11 protein-coding genes are annotated in these 15,004 nt (G+C 70.9%); 2 read left to right on the plus strand and 9 right to left on the minus strand.

Features of this window, described 5'->3' with window-relative positions; translation table 11 throughout:
• Positions 1–139 precede the first annotated feature (139 nt).
• Both aspA and V2J85_RS04290 read left to right on the plus strand, forming a co-directional pair.
• A complete protein-coding gene (aspA, locus tag V2J85_RS04285; protein ID WP_330820662.1) occupies positions 140–1,552 on the plus strand; it encodes an aspartate ammonia-lyase in 1,413 nt (470 codons plus the stop codon).
• A gap of 391 nt (positions 1,553–1,943) precedes the next feature.
• Positions 1,944–2,738 carry a carbon-nitrogen hydrolase family protein gene (locus V2J85_RS04290; RefSeq protein ID WP_261953003.1) on the plus strand — a complete coding sequence of 265 codons (795 nt, stop codon included), beginning with the start codon at positions 1,944–1,946 and terminating at the stop codon, positions 2,736–2,738.
• Between the two features lie 87 nt (positions 2,739–2,825).
• Here the strand turns inward: V2J85_RS04290 and V2J85_RS04295 are convergent, their stop codons facing one another.
• The 9 genes from V2J85_RS04295 to V2J85_RS04335 all read right to left on the minus strand — a co-directional run bounded on the left by V2J85_RS04295 (position 2,826) and on the right by V2J85_RS04335 (position 14,875).
• Positions 2,826–3,197, minus strand: coding sequence for an ArsR/SmtB family transcription factor (locus V2J85_RS04295; protein WP_261953002.1), 372 nt, complete (start codon positions 3,195–3,197; stop codon positions 2,826–2,828).
• 65 nt (positions 3,198–3,262) lie between these two features.
• Positions 3,263–4,828 carry a GMC family oxidoreductase gene (locus tag V2J85_RS04300; protein WP_330820663.1) on the minus strand — a complete coding sequence of 522 codons (1,566 nt, stop codon included), beginning with the start codon at positions 4,826–4,828 and terminating at the stop codon, positions 3,263–3,265.
• A gap of 28 nt (positions 4,829–4,856) precedes the next feature.
• Positions 4,857–6,506: an APC family permease gene (locus tag V2J85_RS04305; protein WP_330820664.1), complete on the minus strand. Its 1,650-nt coding sequence runs from the start codon at positions 6,504–6,506 to the stop codon at positions 4,857–4,859.
• 70 nt (positions 6,507–6,576) lie between these two features.
• Complete coding sequence (locus tag V2J85_RS04310; protein WP_261952999.1) at positions 6,577–8,043, minus strand: aldehyde dehydrogenase family protein; 1,467 nt, start codon at positions 8,041–8,043, stop codon at positions 6,577–6,579.
• Entirely contained in the window at positions 8,036–9,166 is a 1,131-nt protein-coding gene (locus V2J85_RS04315) for an aromatic ring-hydroxylating oxygenase subunit alpha (protein WP_330820665.1), read from the minus strand. Before V2J85_RS04315 ends, V2J85_RS04310 begins: the two co-directional genes overlap by 8 nt.
• 11 nt (positions 9,167–9,177) lie before the next feature.
• On the minus strand, positions 9,178–10,335 hold the full coding sequence (solA, locus tag V2J85_RS04320; RefSeq protein WP_330820666.1) for an N-methyl-L-tryptophan oxidase: 1,158 nt from the start codon (positions 10,333–10,335) through the stop codon (positions 9,178–9,180).
• A 9-nt stretch (positions 10,336–10,344) separates the two neighbouring features.
• Entirely contained in the window at positions 10,345–12,801 is a 2,457-nt protein-coding gene (locus V2J85_RS04325; protein WP_330820667.1) for a GcvT family protein, read from the minus strand.
• Complete coding sequence (locus tag V2J85_RS04330; protein ID WP_330820668.1) at positions 12,798–13,883, minus strand: S-(hydroxymethyl)mycothiol dehydrogenase; 1,086 nt, start codon at positions 13,881–13,883, stop codon at positions 12,798–12,800. Before V2J85_RS04330 ends, V2J85_RS04325 begins: the two co-directional genes overlap by 4 nt.
• Positions 13,884–14,071: 188 nt before the next feature.
• Positions 14,072–14,875: an IclR family transcriptional regulator gene (locus V2J85_RS04335; RefSeq protein ID WP_261952994.1), complete on the minus strand. Its 804-nt coding sequence runs from the start codon at positions 14,873–14,875 to the stop codon at positions 14,072–14,074.
• Positions 14,876–15,004 lie beyond the last annotated feature (129 nt).

Raw genomic sequence — 15,004 nt, forward strand, 5'->3', positions numbered from 1 at the left:
CCGGCAACGATTACGGAGCGTGATTCGTTCCCGATATTGTCACTCTCTGTGATGAATATGTCGAGGGTCCCCTCCGCTCCGCCCCTCTCCTCCCCTCCGCTCCACTCCTCCACTCCGCTCCTCCGAAGGAAGATTTTTCGTGACTGCTGTTACTGATCACCGTTGGGAACACGATCTGTTGGGGGATCGGGAGATACCCGTTGAGGCCTACTGGGGCGTGCATACGTTGCGGGCGGTGGAGAACTTCCCGATCAGTGGGGCGGCGATCTCTGCGTATCCGCATTTGATCAACGCGCTGGCTGCCGTCAAGGAGGCGGCGGCGCGGGCCAACCAGGATCTGGGGCTGCTCGATCGGGAACGGGCGGAGGCGATTGTCGGTGCCTGCCGGGAGATTCGGGTGCAGGGGCGGCTGCACGAGCAGTTCGTGGTTGATGTGATTCAGGGGGGTGCCGGGACCTCGACGAACATGAACGCCAATGAGGTGATCGCCAATCGGGCGTTGGAGATCCTCGGGCATGCGAAGGGCGACTACGACCGGCTGCACCCGAACGAGCACGTCAATCTTGGGCAGTCGACGAACGATGTGTACCCGACCGCGGTCAAGGTCGCCACGATCATGGCGGTGCGGGAACTGGTCGGTGCGATGGGTGTGTTGCGGGAGAGCTTTGCCGCCAAGGCGGAGGAGTTCCGCGATGTGCTGAAGATGGGGCGGACGCAGCTTCAGGACGCGGTGCCGATGACGCTGGGGCAGGAGTTCTCCGCGTACGCGGTGATGCTGGAGGAGGACCAGAGCCGGCTGGCGGAGGGCGTGCTGCTCATCCACGAGATCAATCTCGGTGCGACGGCCATCGGTACCGGCCTCAACGCCCCCCGGGGGTACGCGGAGGCGGCACGCGGGCATCTGGCCGCCATCACCGGGCTGCCGCTGGTGACCGCGGCCAACCTTGTCGAGGCGACGCAGGACTGCGGGGCGTTCGTCCATCTCTCCGGTGTGCTGAAGCGGATCGCCGTCAAGCTCTCCAAGAGCTGCAACGACCTGCGGCTGCTGTCGTCCGGGCCGCGGGCGGGCCTGGCGGAGATCAACCTGCCGCCGGTACAGGCCGGTTCGAGCATCATGCCGGGCAAGGTCAACCCGGTGATCCCGGAGGTCGTCAACCAGGTCGCCTTCGAGGTGATCGGGAACGACGTCACCATCACGATGGCCGCCGAGGCGGGGCAGCTCCAGCTCAACGCCTTCGAGCCGATCATCCTGCACTCGCTCTCCGAGAGCATCACCCACCTCGGGGCCGCCTGCCGGACGCTCGCCGAGCGCTGCGTGGACGGGATCACCGCGAACACCGAGACGCTCCGGGCGAGCGTGGAGAATTCGATCGGGCTGGTCACCGCGCTCAACCCGCACATCGGCTATACGGCGGCGACCGCGATCGCCCAGGAAGCCCTCGCCACCGGGCGCGGTGTGGCCGAACTCGTCCTGGAGCAGGGGCTGTTGCCCGCCGAACGGCTTGCCGCCCTGCTGCGGCCGGAGGAAGTGGCGGGCACGGGGCGACTCTGAGGCGACGAATCCGAGACGACGACACCGAGAACGATGTCGCCGAGAACGATGTCGCCGAGTCGACGACGCTGAGTTTCGACAACGCCGAGTCGACGACGCTGACACGAGGCCCCCGTGGACGGCGACCCGTCCGACCCGGCCCGGCCCCGGCCGGGCCCCGACCCGCCCCGACCCGGCCCGACTGTCGTCCGCGGTGAGCCCGTACGGCCGTCCGCCGGCCGGCGACGTCGGGTCCTCCCCTCCGCCCGCACACCGGCCCCCGGGCCCGGAACCCCGGCCGGTACGCGGAATAACCCCGTCCCGGAACCGCGCTCCCCGGGTGAGTGGATCAGAATCGTGTACAGGGGTCTTGCGGGGCCCGGACACGAGACGCTTCGGAGAGAGGGATCGCATGCGTATCGCGCTGTGCCAGATGACGGCATCGACCGAGCCGAAGGAGAATCTCGCGGCGGTGCAGGAGCACGTGCGGCGGGCGGCGCGGGAGGGGGCCGGGCTGGCGGTGTTGCCCGAGGCGTCCATGGTGCGGTTCGGGGTGCCGCTGGGGCCGGTGGCGGAGCCGCTGGACGGGCCGTGGGCCGAGGGGGTGCGTGCGGTGGCCCGGGAGACGGGGGTGACGGTGGTGGTGGGCATGTTCACCCCGGCGCCTGAGGGGCGGGTCGCCAATACGCTGCTGGCGACCGGGCCGGGTGTCGAGGAGTCGTACGACAAGATCCATCTGTATGACGCGTTCGGGTTCCGGGAGTCCGACACGGTGGCCGCGGGCAGCCGGGTGGTGACCATCGACGTGGAGGGTGTCCGGGTGGGCCTGGCGACCTGCTACGACCTGCGGTTCCCGGAGCTGTTCCGGGCGCATGCGGATGCCGGGGCGACGGTGTCGGTGCTGCCCGCTTCCTGGGGCGCGGGCCCCGGCAAGTCGGCGCAGTGGGATCTGCTGGTGCGGGCCCGCGCGCTGGATGCGACGGTGTGGCTGGCGGCCGTCGATCAGGCGGCGCCGGCCCCGCAGGCCGACCCGGAGGCGCCGACGAAGGCGCCGACCGGTGTCGGGCGCAGTGCGCTGGTCGGCCCGGACGGCACGGTGCGGGCCCAACTGGGCGGTGCGCCCGATGTGTTGGTGGCCGAGGTGGATGCGGAGGAGACGGCGCGGGTGCGGCGGGCGGTCGCGGTGCTGGACAACCGCCGGCTGTAACAACTGCCGGCGGTAGCGGGAACGTGCGGGTGTGGCGGTCGCCTCCCGCCCCGGCCGGGGGCAGGGGACGGCCGCCACGCCAGGTATTCAGCCGATCGTGGCTGTCGGCTCGTCACGCAGGCCCAGTCGCAGGTGTTCGACGTGATAGAGGGCCTGGTCGAGGAGTTCGGCCACGTGGTGGTCGTAGAGGGCGTAGACGATCGAGCGGCCGTTGCGTTCGCCGGTGACCAGGCCGAGGTTGCGGAGCAGGCGGAGCTGGTGTGAGCAGGCGGACTGTTCCATGCCGACGGCGGTGGCGAGGTCGCCGACGGCGCAGGGGCCTTCCTGGAGGCGGGCGAGGATGCGTAGCCGGGAGGGGGTGGAGAGGGCCTGGAGGGTGGCGGCGACGTCGGCGGCGCCGACGGCGTCGAGTCGTTCGCGGGTGGTCGTGGTGCTTTTGTCGTCCGTTCCGTGGCCCATGCGGTCATCCTAGCGATGGGGCATGCGACCTCTTCACTCGTTTTCCTCCGACTCCTGACGGGCCGTCAGGGGCGTGCGGAGTCGTCCTCCCGCACCATGTCCGCGCACTTCTCCCCGATCATCATGGTGGTGATGCACGGGTTGACGGTGACGAGTTCCGGCATGACCGAGCCGTCCGCGACGCGGAGGCCCGTGATGCCCTTGACCCGCAGCCGGGCGTCGAGGGGTGCCATGGCGTCGTCGTCGGCGCCCATCTTCACCGTGCAGGAGGGGTGGTAGACGGTGTTGTGGGTGGTGCGGATGTAGTCGAGGAGTTCGTCGTCGGTGTGGACGTCGGGGCCGGGGGCGAGTTCGGCGCCGGTCCAGCCGGCGAGTGCGGGGCGGGCGGCGATCTCGCGGGCCAGGCGCAGGCCGTGGGTCATGACGCGGATGTCGTGGGGGTCGGTGAAGTAGCGCGGGTCGACCTTGGGCTTGTCGCGGAAGTCGCGGGTGCGGAGCCGGACGGTGCCGCGGGAGCGGGCGCGGGTGACGTTCGGGGTGAGGCAGAAGGCGTTCTCGGAGGTGGGGTAGCCGTGCCGGGCGGTGTTCAGGTCGAAGGGCACCGAGCCGTAGTGGAACATCAGATCCGGGCGGTCCAGGCCGGGTTCGGTGTCGGCGAAGATGCCGATCTCCCACCACTGGTTGGAGGTGGTGACCATGGGCTGCTTCGCCTGCCACATGATGACGCCCTCGGGGTGGTCCTGGAGGTTCTCGCCGACGCCGGGTGAGTGGACGCGGACGTCGATGCCGAGGTCGCGGAGGTGGTCGGCGGGGCCGATGCCGGAGAGCATCAGCAGTTTGGGGGTGTCGACGGAGCCGCAGGAGACGATGGTTTCGCGGCGGGCGCGGACGGTGCGGGTGTGGATCAGGTCGGGGTCGAGGTAGGCGACGCCGGTGCAGCGCCGGTCGTCGTCGATGAGCAGGTGTTTGGCGCGGATGCCGGTGCGTACGGTGAGGTTGGGGCGGTTGCCCATGACGGGGTGCAGGTAGGCGACCGAGGAGGACTGGCGGATGTTGTGCTCGTCGGAGTTGATCTGGAACCAGTGGGCGCCGCGGATGACGGTGCGGCCGGTGTTGAAGGGTGTGGTGGGGATGCCGCTCTGGGCGCAGGCTTCGAGGAGGGCGGTGCCGCAGGGGTCGGCGGGTTTGATGGTGCGCAGGGTGACGGGGCCGGTGCGGCCGTGGTGGTCGCCGGGCGCGTCGTTGTTCTCCAGGCGCCGGTAGAGCGGGAAGGTGTCGCGGGCGCCCCAGCCGGTGGCGCCGTTCGCCTCCCAGCCGTCGAGGTCTTCGGCGGGGGCCCAGAAGGCGATGCAGGAGTTGTGTGAGGAGCAGCCGCCGAGGACCTTGGCGCGGGCGTGCCGCAGGTGGCTGTTGCCGTTCTCCTGGGGTTCGACCGGGTAGTCCCAGTCGTAGCCGGATTCCAGCAGTGCCATCCAGCGTTCCAGGCGCAGGATGTTGTCGTCGCCGACGTCGCTGGGGCCGGCTTCCAGGACGCAGACGGTGACGGTGGGGTCTTCGCTGAGGCGGGCGGCGACGACGTTTCCCGCGGTGCCGCCGCCGACGACGACGTAGTCGAACTCCGCGTGTTCCATGGGGTGTTGTCCTCCGGGGGCAGGTCGGTCAGTCGGTGGCGGCGAGGGTGACGGGGGCGTCGGTGGTGCCGGTCGTGGTGGGTTCGGTGGTGGCGGCGTGTTCGGCGAGGACGCCGGTGCGGTGCCGTTGGACGCACCAGTAGTAGGCGAAGCCGCCGACGGCGACGGCGCCGACGAAGAGCACGGCTCCGTAGCGCAGGTACCAGTGGTGCGGCGGGGTGGCGTTGTAGACGGCGTCGCGGGGCCAGGCGAGGTTGACGATCATGCCGGCGCCCCACAGGACGGCGATGACGTTGACCGGCAGGCCCCAGCGGCCCAGGGTGAACCGTCCGCCGCCGGCCGGTGTCCAGCGGCCGCGGAGCCTGGCGATCAGCATCGGGGCGGTGACCAGCAGATAGGCCAGGTAGATCATGATGATGCCGATGCTGGTGACAACGGAGAAGATCTGCGGCTGGCGGATGTTGAGGAGCAGGACGCCGAGGGAGAGCACCCCGACGATGACCGCGGGCAGGACCGGTGTCCGGAAGCGCGGGCTGACCTTGGCCATGAGGGAGGCGGCGGGGAGGTTGTTGTCGCGGGACATGGCGAACGCCAGCCGGATGGCGGCGGTGTGCACGGCGAGGGCGCAGACGGTGACCGCGATGAGGACGCACCAGAGCATGGCCTTGCCGCCGGTGTCGCCGAGGACGTCGAGGACGACGTACTGGAGGCCGTCGGTGGACAGTCCCTTACCGTTCAGGCTGCTGACGCTCATCATGGCGAGCAGCAGGATGAGCCCGCCGAGGACGAACGAGGCGATCAGGGCGCGGAGGATGGCGCGGGGTGCGTTGCGGGACGGGTCGAGTGATTCCTCGCCGAGTGAGGCGGCGGTGTCGAAGCCGTACATGACGTAGGCGGAGGCCAGGGAGGCGGTGAGGAAGGCGCCGAGGTAGCCGAGGTGCTGGCCGTCGCCGGCGTGGTGGGTCTGGAGGACGACGCCGGGGCCGCGTACGACGTGGACGGCGAAGAGCACGATCAGTACGACGGTGGCGATGAGTTCGATGAAGACGCCGGCGGTGTTGATGCGGGCCATCAGTTTGACGCCGAAGGCGTTGACGAGGGTGGTGAAGAGGATCAGTACGGCGGCGAGGAGGACGCCGTTGGTGGCGGTGTCGTAGGTGCCGGTGCCGTCGCCGATGAATTGGAAGGCGGCGGAGATCTTCGGCAGGGTGAGCTGGTAGGCGAGTGCGACGGCGGCGAGCGAGACGATGGAGGCGACGAGCATCATCCAGCCGGCCAGCCAGCCGATGTGCGGATTGCCGAGTTTCTTCGCCCAGTTGTAGACGGAGCCGGCGACGGGGTGGCGGGCGGCGAGTTCGGCGAAGGACAGGGCGATCATCAGCTGGCCGGCGAAGACGAGGGGCCAGGACCACCAGTAGGCGGGGCCGCCGATGCCGTAGCCGAAGTAGAAGAGCTGGAAGGTGCCGGTGAGGATGGAGATGTAGCTGATGCCGGCGGCGAAGGTGTGGAAGTTGCCGAGGGTGCGTTGGAGTTCGGGGCGGTAGCCGAATTCGGTGAGTCCGGTGTCGTCCGGTTCGGGGCCGGCGGCGGGTGGTGCCGTTCCTGTCTGTGCCGTTCCTGTCTGTGCCGTTCCTGACTGTGCTGCGGTTCTTGCCGATGGTGCGTCGGGTGAGCTCAAGGGCCTTCCTCCTCGGTCGAACCGGTCGAGCCGGTGGGGCTCGACCGGCCTCGGTCGGACTTGATCGGACTCAGTCGAACCAGTGCACCGGTGCGGGTGCCGTGTTGCGCCAGATGTGTTTGATCTCCCGGTACTCCTCCAGGCCGCTGGGGCCGAGCTCCCGGCCGGTGCCGGACTGTTTGAAGCCGCCCCACTCCGCCTGCGGGAGGTAGGGGTGGTAGTCGTTGATCCATACGGTGCCGAGGCGCAGTGCGGCGGCGACGCGGTCGGCGCGGGCCTGGTCGGTGGTCCAGACGGCGCCGGCGAGTCCGTAGACGGTGTCGTTGGCGAGCCGTACCGCTTCGTCCTCGGCGGTGAAGCGCTCGACGGTCAGCACGGGCCCGAAGGACTCCTCGCGCACCACGGTCATGCCGGCCCGGCACTCGTCCAGCACCGTGGGCAGGTAGTAGTGGCCGTCGGCGAGTTGGGGGTCGTCGGGGCGGGTGCCGCCGCAGCGGAGCACCGCGCCCTCGGCGATGCCGGTGGCGACGTACGCCTCGACCTTGGCGCGGTGGGCGGCCGAGATCAGCGGTCCGGTGCGGGCGTGTGCGTCGAAGGGGCCGCCGAGCCGGATCAGCCGGGCGCGGCGCACGATCTCGTCGACGAAGCGGTCGTGCAGGGCGTCCTCGACGAGCAGCCGGGCGCCGGCCGAGCAGACCTGTCCGGAGTGCAGGAAGACGGCGGTGAGGGCGTGGTCGACGGCGGTGTCGAAGTCGGCGTCGGCGAAGACGATGTTGGGGTTCTTGCCGCCGAGTTCGAGGGCGACGCGTTTGACGGTGCCGGCCGCCGCGGCCATGATCCGCCGGCCGGTGAGCAGCCCGCCGGTGAAGGAGACCATGTCGACGTCGGGGTGGTCGGTGAGCGGGGCGCCGGTTTCCGGTCCGGTGCCCAGGACGAGGTTGGCGACGCCGTCCGGCAGTCCGGCCTCCTGGAGGAGCCGCATCAGGTGCAGGGCGGTGTGCGGGGTGAGTTCGCTGGGCTTCAGGACGAAGGTGTTGCCCGCGGCCAGGGCCGGGGCGACCTTCCAACTCGTCTGCAGCAGCGGGTAGTTCCAGGGGGTGATCAGGGCGCAGACGCCGACCGGTTCGTGCACGATGCGGCTGTCGACGTGGGGTACGCCGGGGTCGGGCAGCCGGCCGTCCTCGGTGCCGGCCAGTCGCCCGAAGTAGCGGAAGCAGGCGGCGACGTCGTCGATGTCGGTTTCGCTCTCGGCCAGGCGTTTGCCGGTGTCGAGGGATTCGGCGCGGGCGAGGGCCGCCCGGTCGCGGAGGAGGAGGGCGGCGACGCGGAGCAGCAGGTCGCCGCGGGTGGCGGCCGGGGTGGTGGGCCAGGGGCCGTGGTCGAAGGCGTGGCGGGCGGCGGCGATCGCGTCGGCGGTGTCCTTGCCGCCGCCCTCGTCGACGACGGCGACGAGGCTGCCGTCGGCGGGGCAGCGGATCTCGCGGGTCCGCTCGTCGCGGGGTGTGGTCCAGCTGCCGCCGATGAACAGGTCAGGCACCGTCGGCTCCCAACTGCTGCAGGAGCCAGCTGTGGAAGATCCCGATGTGGTGTTCGGTGGGGACGAGGACGCCGCCGGAGCGGTAGGCGCGGGAGGACATGGCGGGCTGGGTGCGTTCGCACGCGGCGAAGTCCTGGGCGTTGACGCGGTGGAACAGTTCGACGGACTTGGACACGTCGGCCCCGGAGTCGATGACGTCGGGTGCGTAGAGCCAGTCGCATTCGACGACGGTGCGGTCCTCGGCGAGCGGGAACATGCGGTGCAGGATGACGTGGTCGGGCACGAGGTTCACGAAGACGGTGGGCTTGACGGTGAGGGCGTAGTAGCGGCGGTCCTGGTCGTCGGAGATCTCGGGGAGTCTGCCGAATCCCTCGCTGCCGTCGACGGTGAAGCCCTTCACGCCGTCGCCGAACTCGGCGCCGTGGCCGACGTAGTACTGGGCGGCGTAGCCGTCGGCGAACTCCGGGAGGACGTCGGTGAGTTCGGGGTGGATGGTGGCGCAGTGGTAGCACTCCATGAAGTTCTCGACGATGAGCTTCCAGTTGGCGCGTACGTCGTAGGTGAGGCGCTTGCCGAGGGCGAGCCGTTCGGTGCCGTAGTGGTCGATGGCGGCCACCTCGCCGAGCCGTTCGACGGCCGCGCCGATCACGGTGTCCTCGAAGGACGGGGGTTCGTCGGCCAGGCACACCCAGGCGTAGCCGAGCCATTCGCGCAGCGCGACGGTGACGAGGCCGTAGGTGGCGCGGTCGACGTCGGGCATCTTGGTGAGGTTGGGGGCGGCGATCAGTTTGCCGTCGAGGTCGTAGGTCCAGGCGTGGTAGGGGCATTGGAGGGTGCGGCGGACCTGGCCCTGGGTTTCGGTGCAGAGGCGGGCGCCGCGGTGCCGGCAGACGTTGAGGAAGGCGCGTAGCCCGCCGGTGCGGGAGCGGGTGACCAGGACGTTCTCGCGGCCGACCTGGACGGTGCGGAAGGCGCCGGGCTTGTCGAGGTCGGCGGAGCGGACGGCGCAGAACCACGTGCGCTCGAAGATCCGCTCCTGTTCGGTGCGGAAGAGCGCGGGGTCGGTGTAGTAGTGGCCGGGGAGCGTGGCGATGAGGCTCGGGGGCAGGGGGAGCGTCGTCACGGGCGGACTCCTCAGACGGCGGGCGCGGCGGCGAGCCGGCGCGGGTCGAACAGCTCGATGGGGTGCGCGGTGGTGCCGGTCAGCGCCAGGTCGGCGAGGATCTCCCCGACGACCGGCACGAACTTGAAGCCGTGTCCGGAGAACCCGCAGGCCACGGTCACGTTGTCGGGGTGGGCGGGGTGCCGGGCGATGACGAAGTGCTCGTCGGGGGTGTTGGAGTACATGCAGGTGGCGGCCTTGAGGAAGCGGCCGGGCAGGGCGGGGATGTGCCGGGACATCCGGTCCGCCATGGCGGCGACTTCGTGGTCGTGGACGGTCCGGTCGATGGTTTCCGGGGTGCAGGCGGTGCCCTTGCGGAAGAAGGCGACCTTGGCGCCCAGGTCGGGGCCGTCGATGGCGGGGAAGCCGTAGACCTGGGAGCCGGTGGCGTCCTCCCAGATGTAGATGGGGTGGTGTGCGGGGTCGAAGCGGGCGGTGCCGCCGTGCGGCTGGAACCAGTACATGATCTGCCGTTCGATGGTGAACGGGACGCCGAGGTCGTCGAGCAGCCGGGGCGCCCAGGCGCCGGGGCAGATCACCAACTGGCTCGCGGTGTAGGTGTTTTCGGGGGTGTGGACGCGGACGCCGTCGCGGTACGGCTCCCAGCGGGTGACCGGTTCCTCGTAGTGCAGGTCGGCGCCCCGGCGGGTGGCCAGCTGGAGGTGGGCGGCGACGGTGTTCTCGGGCCGGACCAGGCCGGCCCGCGCCTCGTAGAGGGCGACCTCGTCGTCCTTCGGGCTGAGGGTGGGGAAGCGGCGGCGGATCTCGGCCGCGTCGAGGAGGTCGTGGGGCAGGTTCCAGCGCTCGGCGGAGAGCAGGGAGCCGGCGACGGTGCGGGAGTCGGGGCGGCCGACCATCACGCCGCCGCACAGGGTGGCGATCTCCCGGCCGGTCGCCTGCTCCAGTTCCTCGTACAGTTCGTAGGCGCGCAGCAGCAGGGGGACGTAGGCGGGGTCCTCGAAGTAGGACTGGCGGGTGATCCGGGAACCGCCGTGGCTGGAGCCGTGGCTGTGTACCGGGCCGAACTTCTCCAGGCCGAGGACCCGGGCGCCGCGTGCGGACAGGTGGTGGGCGGCGGCGCTGCCCATGCCGCCGAGGCCGAGGACGATGACGTCGTAAGACGGTGACACGAGCGTCTCCTAGCGACGGATGCGGGTCATCTTCGGGTCGAACAGCGGCTCGTCGGCGACGGTGGCGGGGACCTTCTCGCCGAAGTACTCGATGTGCACGCCGGTGCCGGTGGCGAGGTGGGCCGGCAGCCAGGCGTAGGCGACGCAGCGGCCGAGGGTGTAGCCGTAGGCGGCGCTGGTGACGTAGCCGGCGGGTGCCCCGTCGACGAGGACGGGTTCCTTGCCGAGGACGACGGCGGCCGGGTCGTCGAGGAGCAGTGCGGTCAATTTCCTTGTGGGTGGCGGGAGTTGTTCGAGGGCGGGGCGGCCGAGGAAGTCGCCGCGGTCCATGCGGACGGCGAAGCCGAGTCCGGCCTCGTACGGGGTGTGCTCCTCGGTCATGTCGTGGCCCCAGGAGCGGTAGCCCTTCTCCAGGCGCAGGCTGTTGAACGCCGACCGGCCGGCCGCGATCACGCCGTGCTGCTGCCCGGCCTCCCACAGGGTGTCCCAGAGGCGGAGGCCCAGGTCGGCGGTGGTGTAGAGCTCCCAGCCGAGCTCTCCGACGTAGCTGAGGCGCATGGCGGTGACCGGGACGTGGCCGAGGTAGGTGTCCTTGGCGCGGAAGTAGCCGAACGCCTCGTGGGAGAAGTCGTCGCGGGTCAGCGGCTGGACCAGGTCGCGGGCGAGCGGGCCCCACACGCCGATGCAGCAGGTGCCGGCGGTGATGTCGCGGAGGTGCACGTCACAGGGCGCGTGGCGCTGCAACCATGCCAGGTCGGCGGGCGAGTTGGCGCCGACCTGGAAGCGGTCGGGGGCGAGCCGGGCGACGGTGAGGTCGGAGCGGATGCCGCCCTTCTCGTCGAGGAGCAGGGTGTACGTCACCGCGCCCGGCTTCTTCGCGAGGTTGTTGGTGGTCATGCGCTGGAGGAAGGCGAGGGCGCCGGGGCCGGTGACCTCCAGGCGGCGCAGCGGGGTCATGTCGTACAGGGCGACCCGCTCGCGGGTGGCCTTCGCCTCGGCGGCGGCGAGGGGGGACCAGTGGCGGGCCGACCAGGGGTCGCGCCGCGGGGTGTCGGTGACGAGGTGGGCGTTGGCTTCGTACCAGTGCGGGCGTTCCCAGCCGCCGCCCTCCAGGAAGTACGCGCCGAGTTCCTGCTGGCGGGTGTGGAAGGGGCTGACGCGCAGCGGGCGCGGCTGCTGCATCGGCTGGAGGGGGTGGATGACGTCGTAGACCTCGATGAACTGCTGGGCGCCGCGGTCGTGGACGTAGGCGGGGGAACGCTGGGCGTCCTCGAAGCGGTGCAGGTCGCATTCGTGCAGGTCGGTCCGGGCGTGGCCGTCGACCATCCATTCGGCGACCGCCTTGGCGACGCCCGCGGAGTGGGTGACCCACACCGCCTCCGCGAGCCAGAAGCCGCTGAGCGCGCCGGACTCGCCGAGTACCGGCATGCCGTCGGGGGTGAAGGAGAAGACGCCGTTGAAGCCCTCGTCGATGTCGGTGTCGCGCAGGGCGGGCATCAGCCGGCGGCTGTCCTCCCAGCTGGGGGCCCAGTCCGTTTCGGTGAACGGGAGCGAGGACGGCATGTCCCTGTTGCGGGCGCGCGCCTGGTCGTAGGCGAGGACGGTGAACGGGTCGACGGGCAGTGGTTGGTGGGCGTAGCTGCCGATGCCGATGCGGTCGGTGTGCTCGCGGAAGTACAGGTCGCGGTCCTGGAAGCGGAGGATGGGCTTCGAGGCTTCGGTGCGGGGGTCGTTGGCACCGGCGAGTTCCGGTAGCGGCTTGGTCTTCGCGTACTGGTGGGCGAGGGGGAGGAGGGGGACGTCGACGCCGGCCATGCGGCCGATCACCGGTCCCCAGAAGCCGGCCGCGGACACGACGTGGGTGGCGGGGAAGGTGCCGCGGTCGGTGACCACGCCGGTGACGCGGCCGTCGTCCTGCTCGATGCCGGTGACGGTGTGGCGGTCGAGGAAGCGGGCGCCGCGCTCCTGTGCGCGGTCCATCTGGGCGCGGGCGGCGAGCACGGCGCGGGCCAGGCCGTCGTCGGGCGTGTGGAAGCCGCCGAGGATCATCGATTCGTCGACAAGGGGCCAGAGTTCCTTGCAGCGCTGCGGGGAGACCAGTTCTCCGCGGACGCCCCAGGAGGCGGCCCAGCCGGCCTTGCGGTGCAGGTCGGCCCAGCGTTCGGGGGTGGTCGCCAGTTCCAGGCCGCCGACCGGGTTGAAGCAGGACAGGCCGTCCACCTCGAGGGCGGAGAACTTCTCCACCGTGTAGCGGGCGAAGGCGGTCAGGGTCTTGGAGGGGCTGGTCTGGAAGACCAGGCCGGGGGCGTGGGAGGTGGAGCCGCCGGGGGCGGGCAGCGGGCCCTGGTCGAGGACGGTGACGTCGGTCCAGCCGCGGGCGGTGAGTTCGTCGGCGAGGGAGCAGCCGACGATGCCGGCGCCGATGATGACGACGCGGGCGTCGGTGGTGGGCTGTGCCGGGGTCACAGGACCACCACCGATCGCAGGACCTCGCCGCGGTGCATCTTCTCGAAGGCGGACTCGACCTCGTCGAGGGTGATCCGCTCGGTGACGAAGGCGTCGAGGTCGAGGCGTCCGCTGAGGTGGCGGTCGATGAGGACGGGGAAGTCGCGGCTGGGCAGGCAGTCGCCGTACCAGGAGGACTTCAGGGCGCCGCCGCGGCCGAAGAGGTCGATGAGCGGCAGCTCGATGGTCATGTCCGGTGCGGGGACGCCGACTTGGACCAGGGTTCCGGCCAGGTCCCGCATGTAGAAGGCCTGTCGGTAGGTTTCGGGGCGGCCGACGGCGTCGATGACGACGTCCGCGCCGTGTCCGCCGGTGAGTTCCCGTACCGCCTCGACGGGGTCGGTGCGGCGGGAGTTGACGGTGTGGGTGGCGCCGAAGCGGGTGGCGCCGTCGAGTTTGCGTTCGTCGATGTCGACGGCGATGACCCGGCGGGCCCCGGCGATCGAGGCGCCGGCGACGGCGGCGTTGCCGACGCCGCCGCAGCCGATGACGGCGACGGTGTCGCCGCTGCCCACCTGCCCGGTGTGGACGGCGGCGCCGTAGCCGGCCATCACGCCGCAGCCGATGAGTCCGGCCGCTTCGGGCCGGGCGGCGGGGTCGACCTTGACCGCCTGTCCGGCGGCGACCAGGGTCTTCTCGGCGAAGGCGCCGATGCCGAGCGCGGGACTGAGCGGTGTCCCGTCCGTCAGGGTCATGGGCTGGGTGGCCTTGCGGGAGTCGAAGCAGTACCAGGGGCGGCCGCGGCGGCAGGACCGGCAGCTGCCGCAGGGGGCGCGCCAGGCGAGTACGACGTAGTCGCCGGGGGCAAGATCGGTGACGCCGGGACCGACGGCTTCGACGATTCCGGCGGCCTCGTGGCCCAGCAGGAAGGGGAATTCGTCGTTGATCGCGCCGTCCCGGTAGTGCAGATCGGTGTGGCAGACTCCGCAGGCCTGTACGGCGACGAGCGCCTCGCCCGGGCCGGGATCCGGCACCAGGATCGTCCGGAGCTCGACGGGTGCGCCTTGTTTCGCCGCGACGACGGCATGGACTTCGTGTGGCATGCCCTACCCCTCAGTGTTGCGCAGTGCACGACTGGTTGCGCGATGAGAGACATAGTGGGAACGCCGTCTCGGCACCGTCAAGGGGTACGGGCCAGCTGTTCGTAAAAGGCTCGTTACGCGTCCGGACACGGCGGCGGGGCCGGAGCTGTGCGCCCCGGCCCCGCCGCCGTCACCCGCCCGTCAGCGGCTCAACAGGCGTATCCCATACGGCGGGAGAGCTCCTCGGCCGCGGAGACGGTGCCCTTGACGACCTCGGGCAGCCGGTCCTCGTCCAGCCGGTACGCGGGCACGGACACGCTGATGGCCCCGATCACCGAGCCGTCGTGCGCCCGCACCGGTGCCGCGACCGCGCGCAGCCCCAGCTCCAGTTCCTCGACCGCCATCGCGAAGCCGCGCTCGACGACCTCCGCCAGTTCGCGGCGCAGTTCCTCGGCCGAGGTGACCGTGCGCTCGGTGAGCCGCGGCAGTTTCCGGCCGAGGACGGCGTCCTGGACCGGCGCCGGCTGGTACGCCAGCAGCGCCTTGCCGCTGGAGGTGGCGTGCAGCGGGGTGCGCCGGCCGAGCCAGTTCTGCGCGGTGACCGAGGCCGGGCCGCGGGCCTGCATGATGTTCACCGCGGCGTCGCTCTCCAGCACGGCGATGTTGACGGTCTCCCCGAGCTCGTCGGCCAGTTGCCGGCAGACCGCGGCGCCCTCCTGGGAGATGTCCAGCCGGACGGCGGCCGCGCCGGCCAGCCGCAGCACGCCGGCCGCGAGGAAGTACTTGCCGCGCTCCTGCTCCTGGCCGACCAGACCGCGGCTCTCCAGCACGCCGAGCAGCCGGAACGCGGTCGATTTGTGCACGCCCAGTTCGTCGGCGACCTCGGTCACCCCGGCCTCGCCGTGCCGGGCGAGGATCTCCAGCACGGTCACCGCGCGGTCCACCGACTGCACGGCGCTCGCCGGTCCCTTCGACGGCCTGCCGTCCGTCCGCCCCTCCACGATGTCCGTCATGTGTTGGTTCTCACCACCTGGCCGCCTGGTAGCGGGTCCGAAATTGAACGGTCGGCAATTCCGGGGAGCGCTTGACGCACCCGTCCCCGGTCTGGATTCTGTTGCGCATAGCGCTCCATCGTGCGCAAC

Source organism: Streptomyces bugieae, assembly GCF_036352915.1.
In the GTDB taxonomy this organism is placed as follows: Bacteria; Actinomycetota; Actinomycetes; order Streptomycetales; family Streptomycetaceae; genus Streptomyces; species Streptomyces endophytica.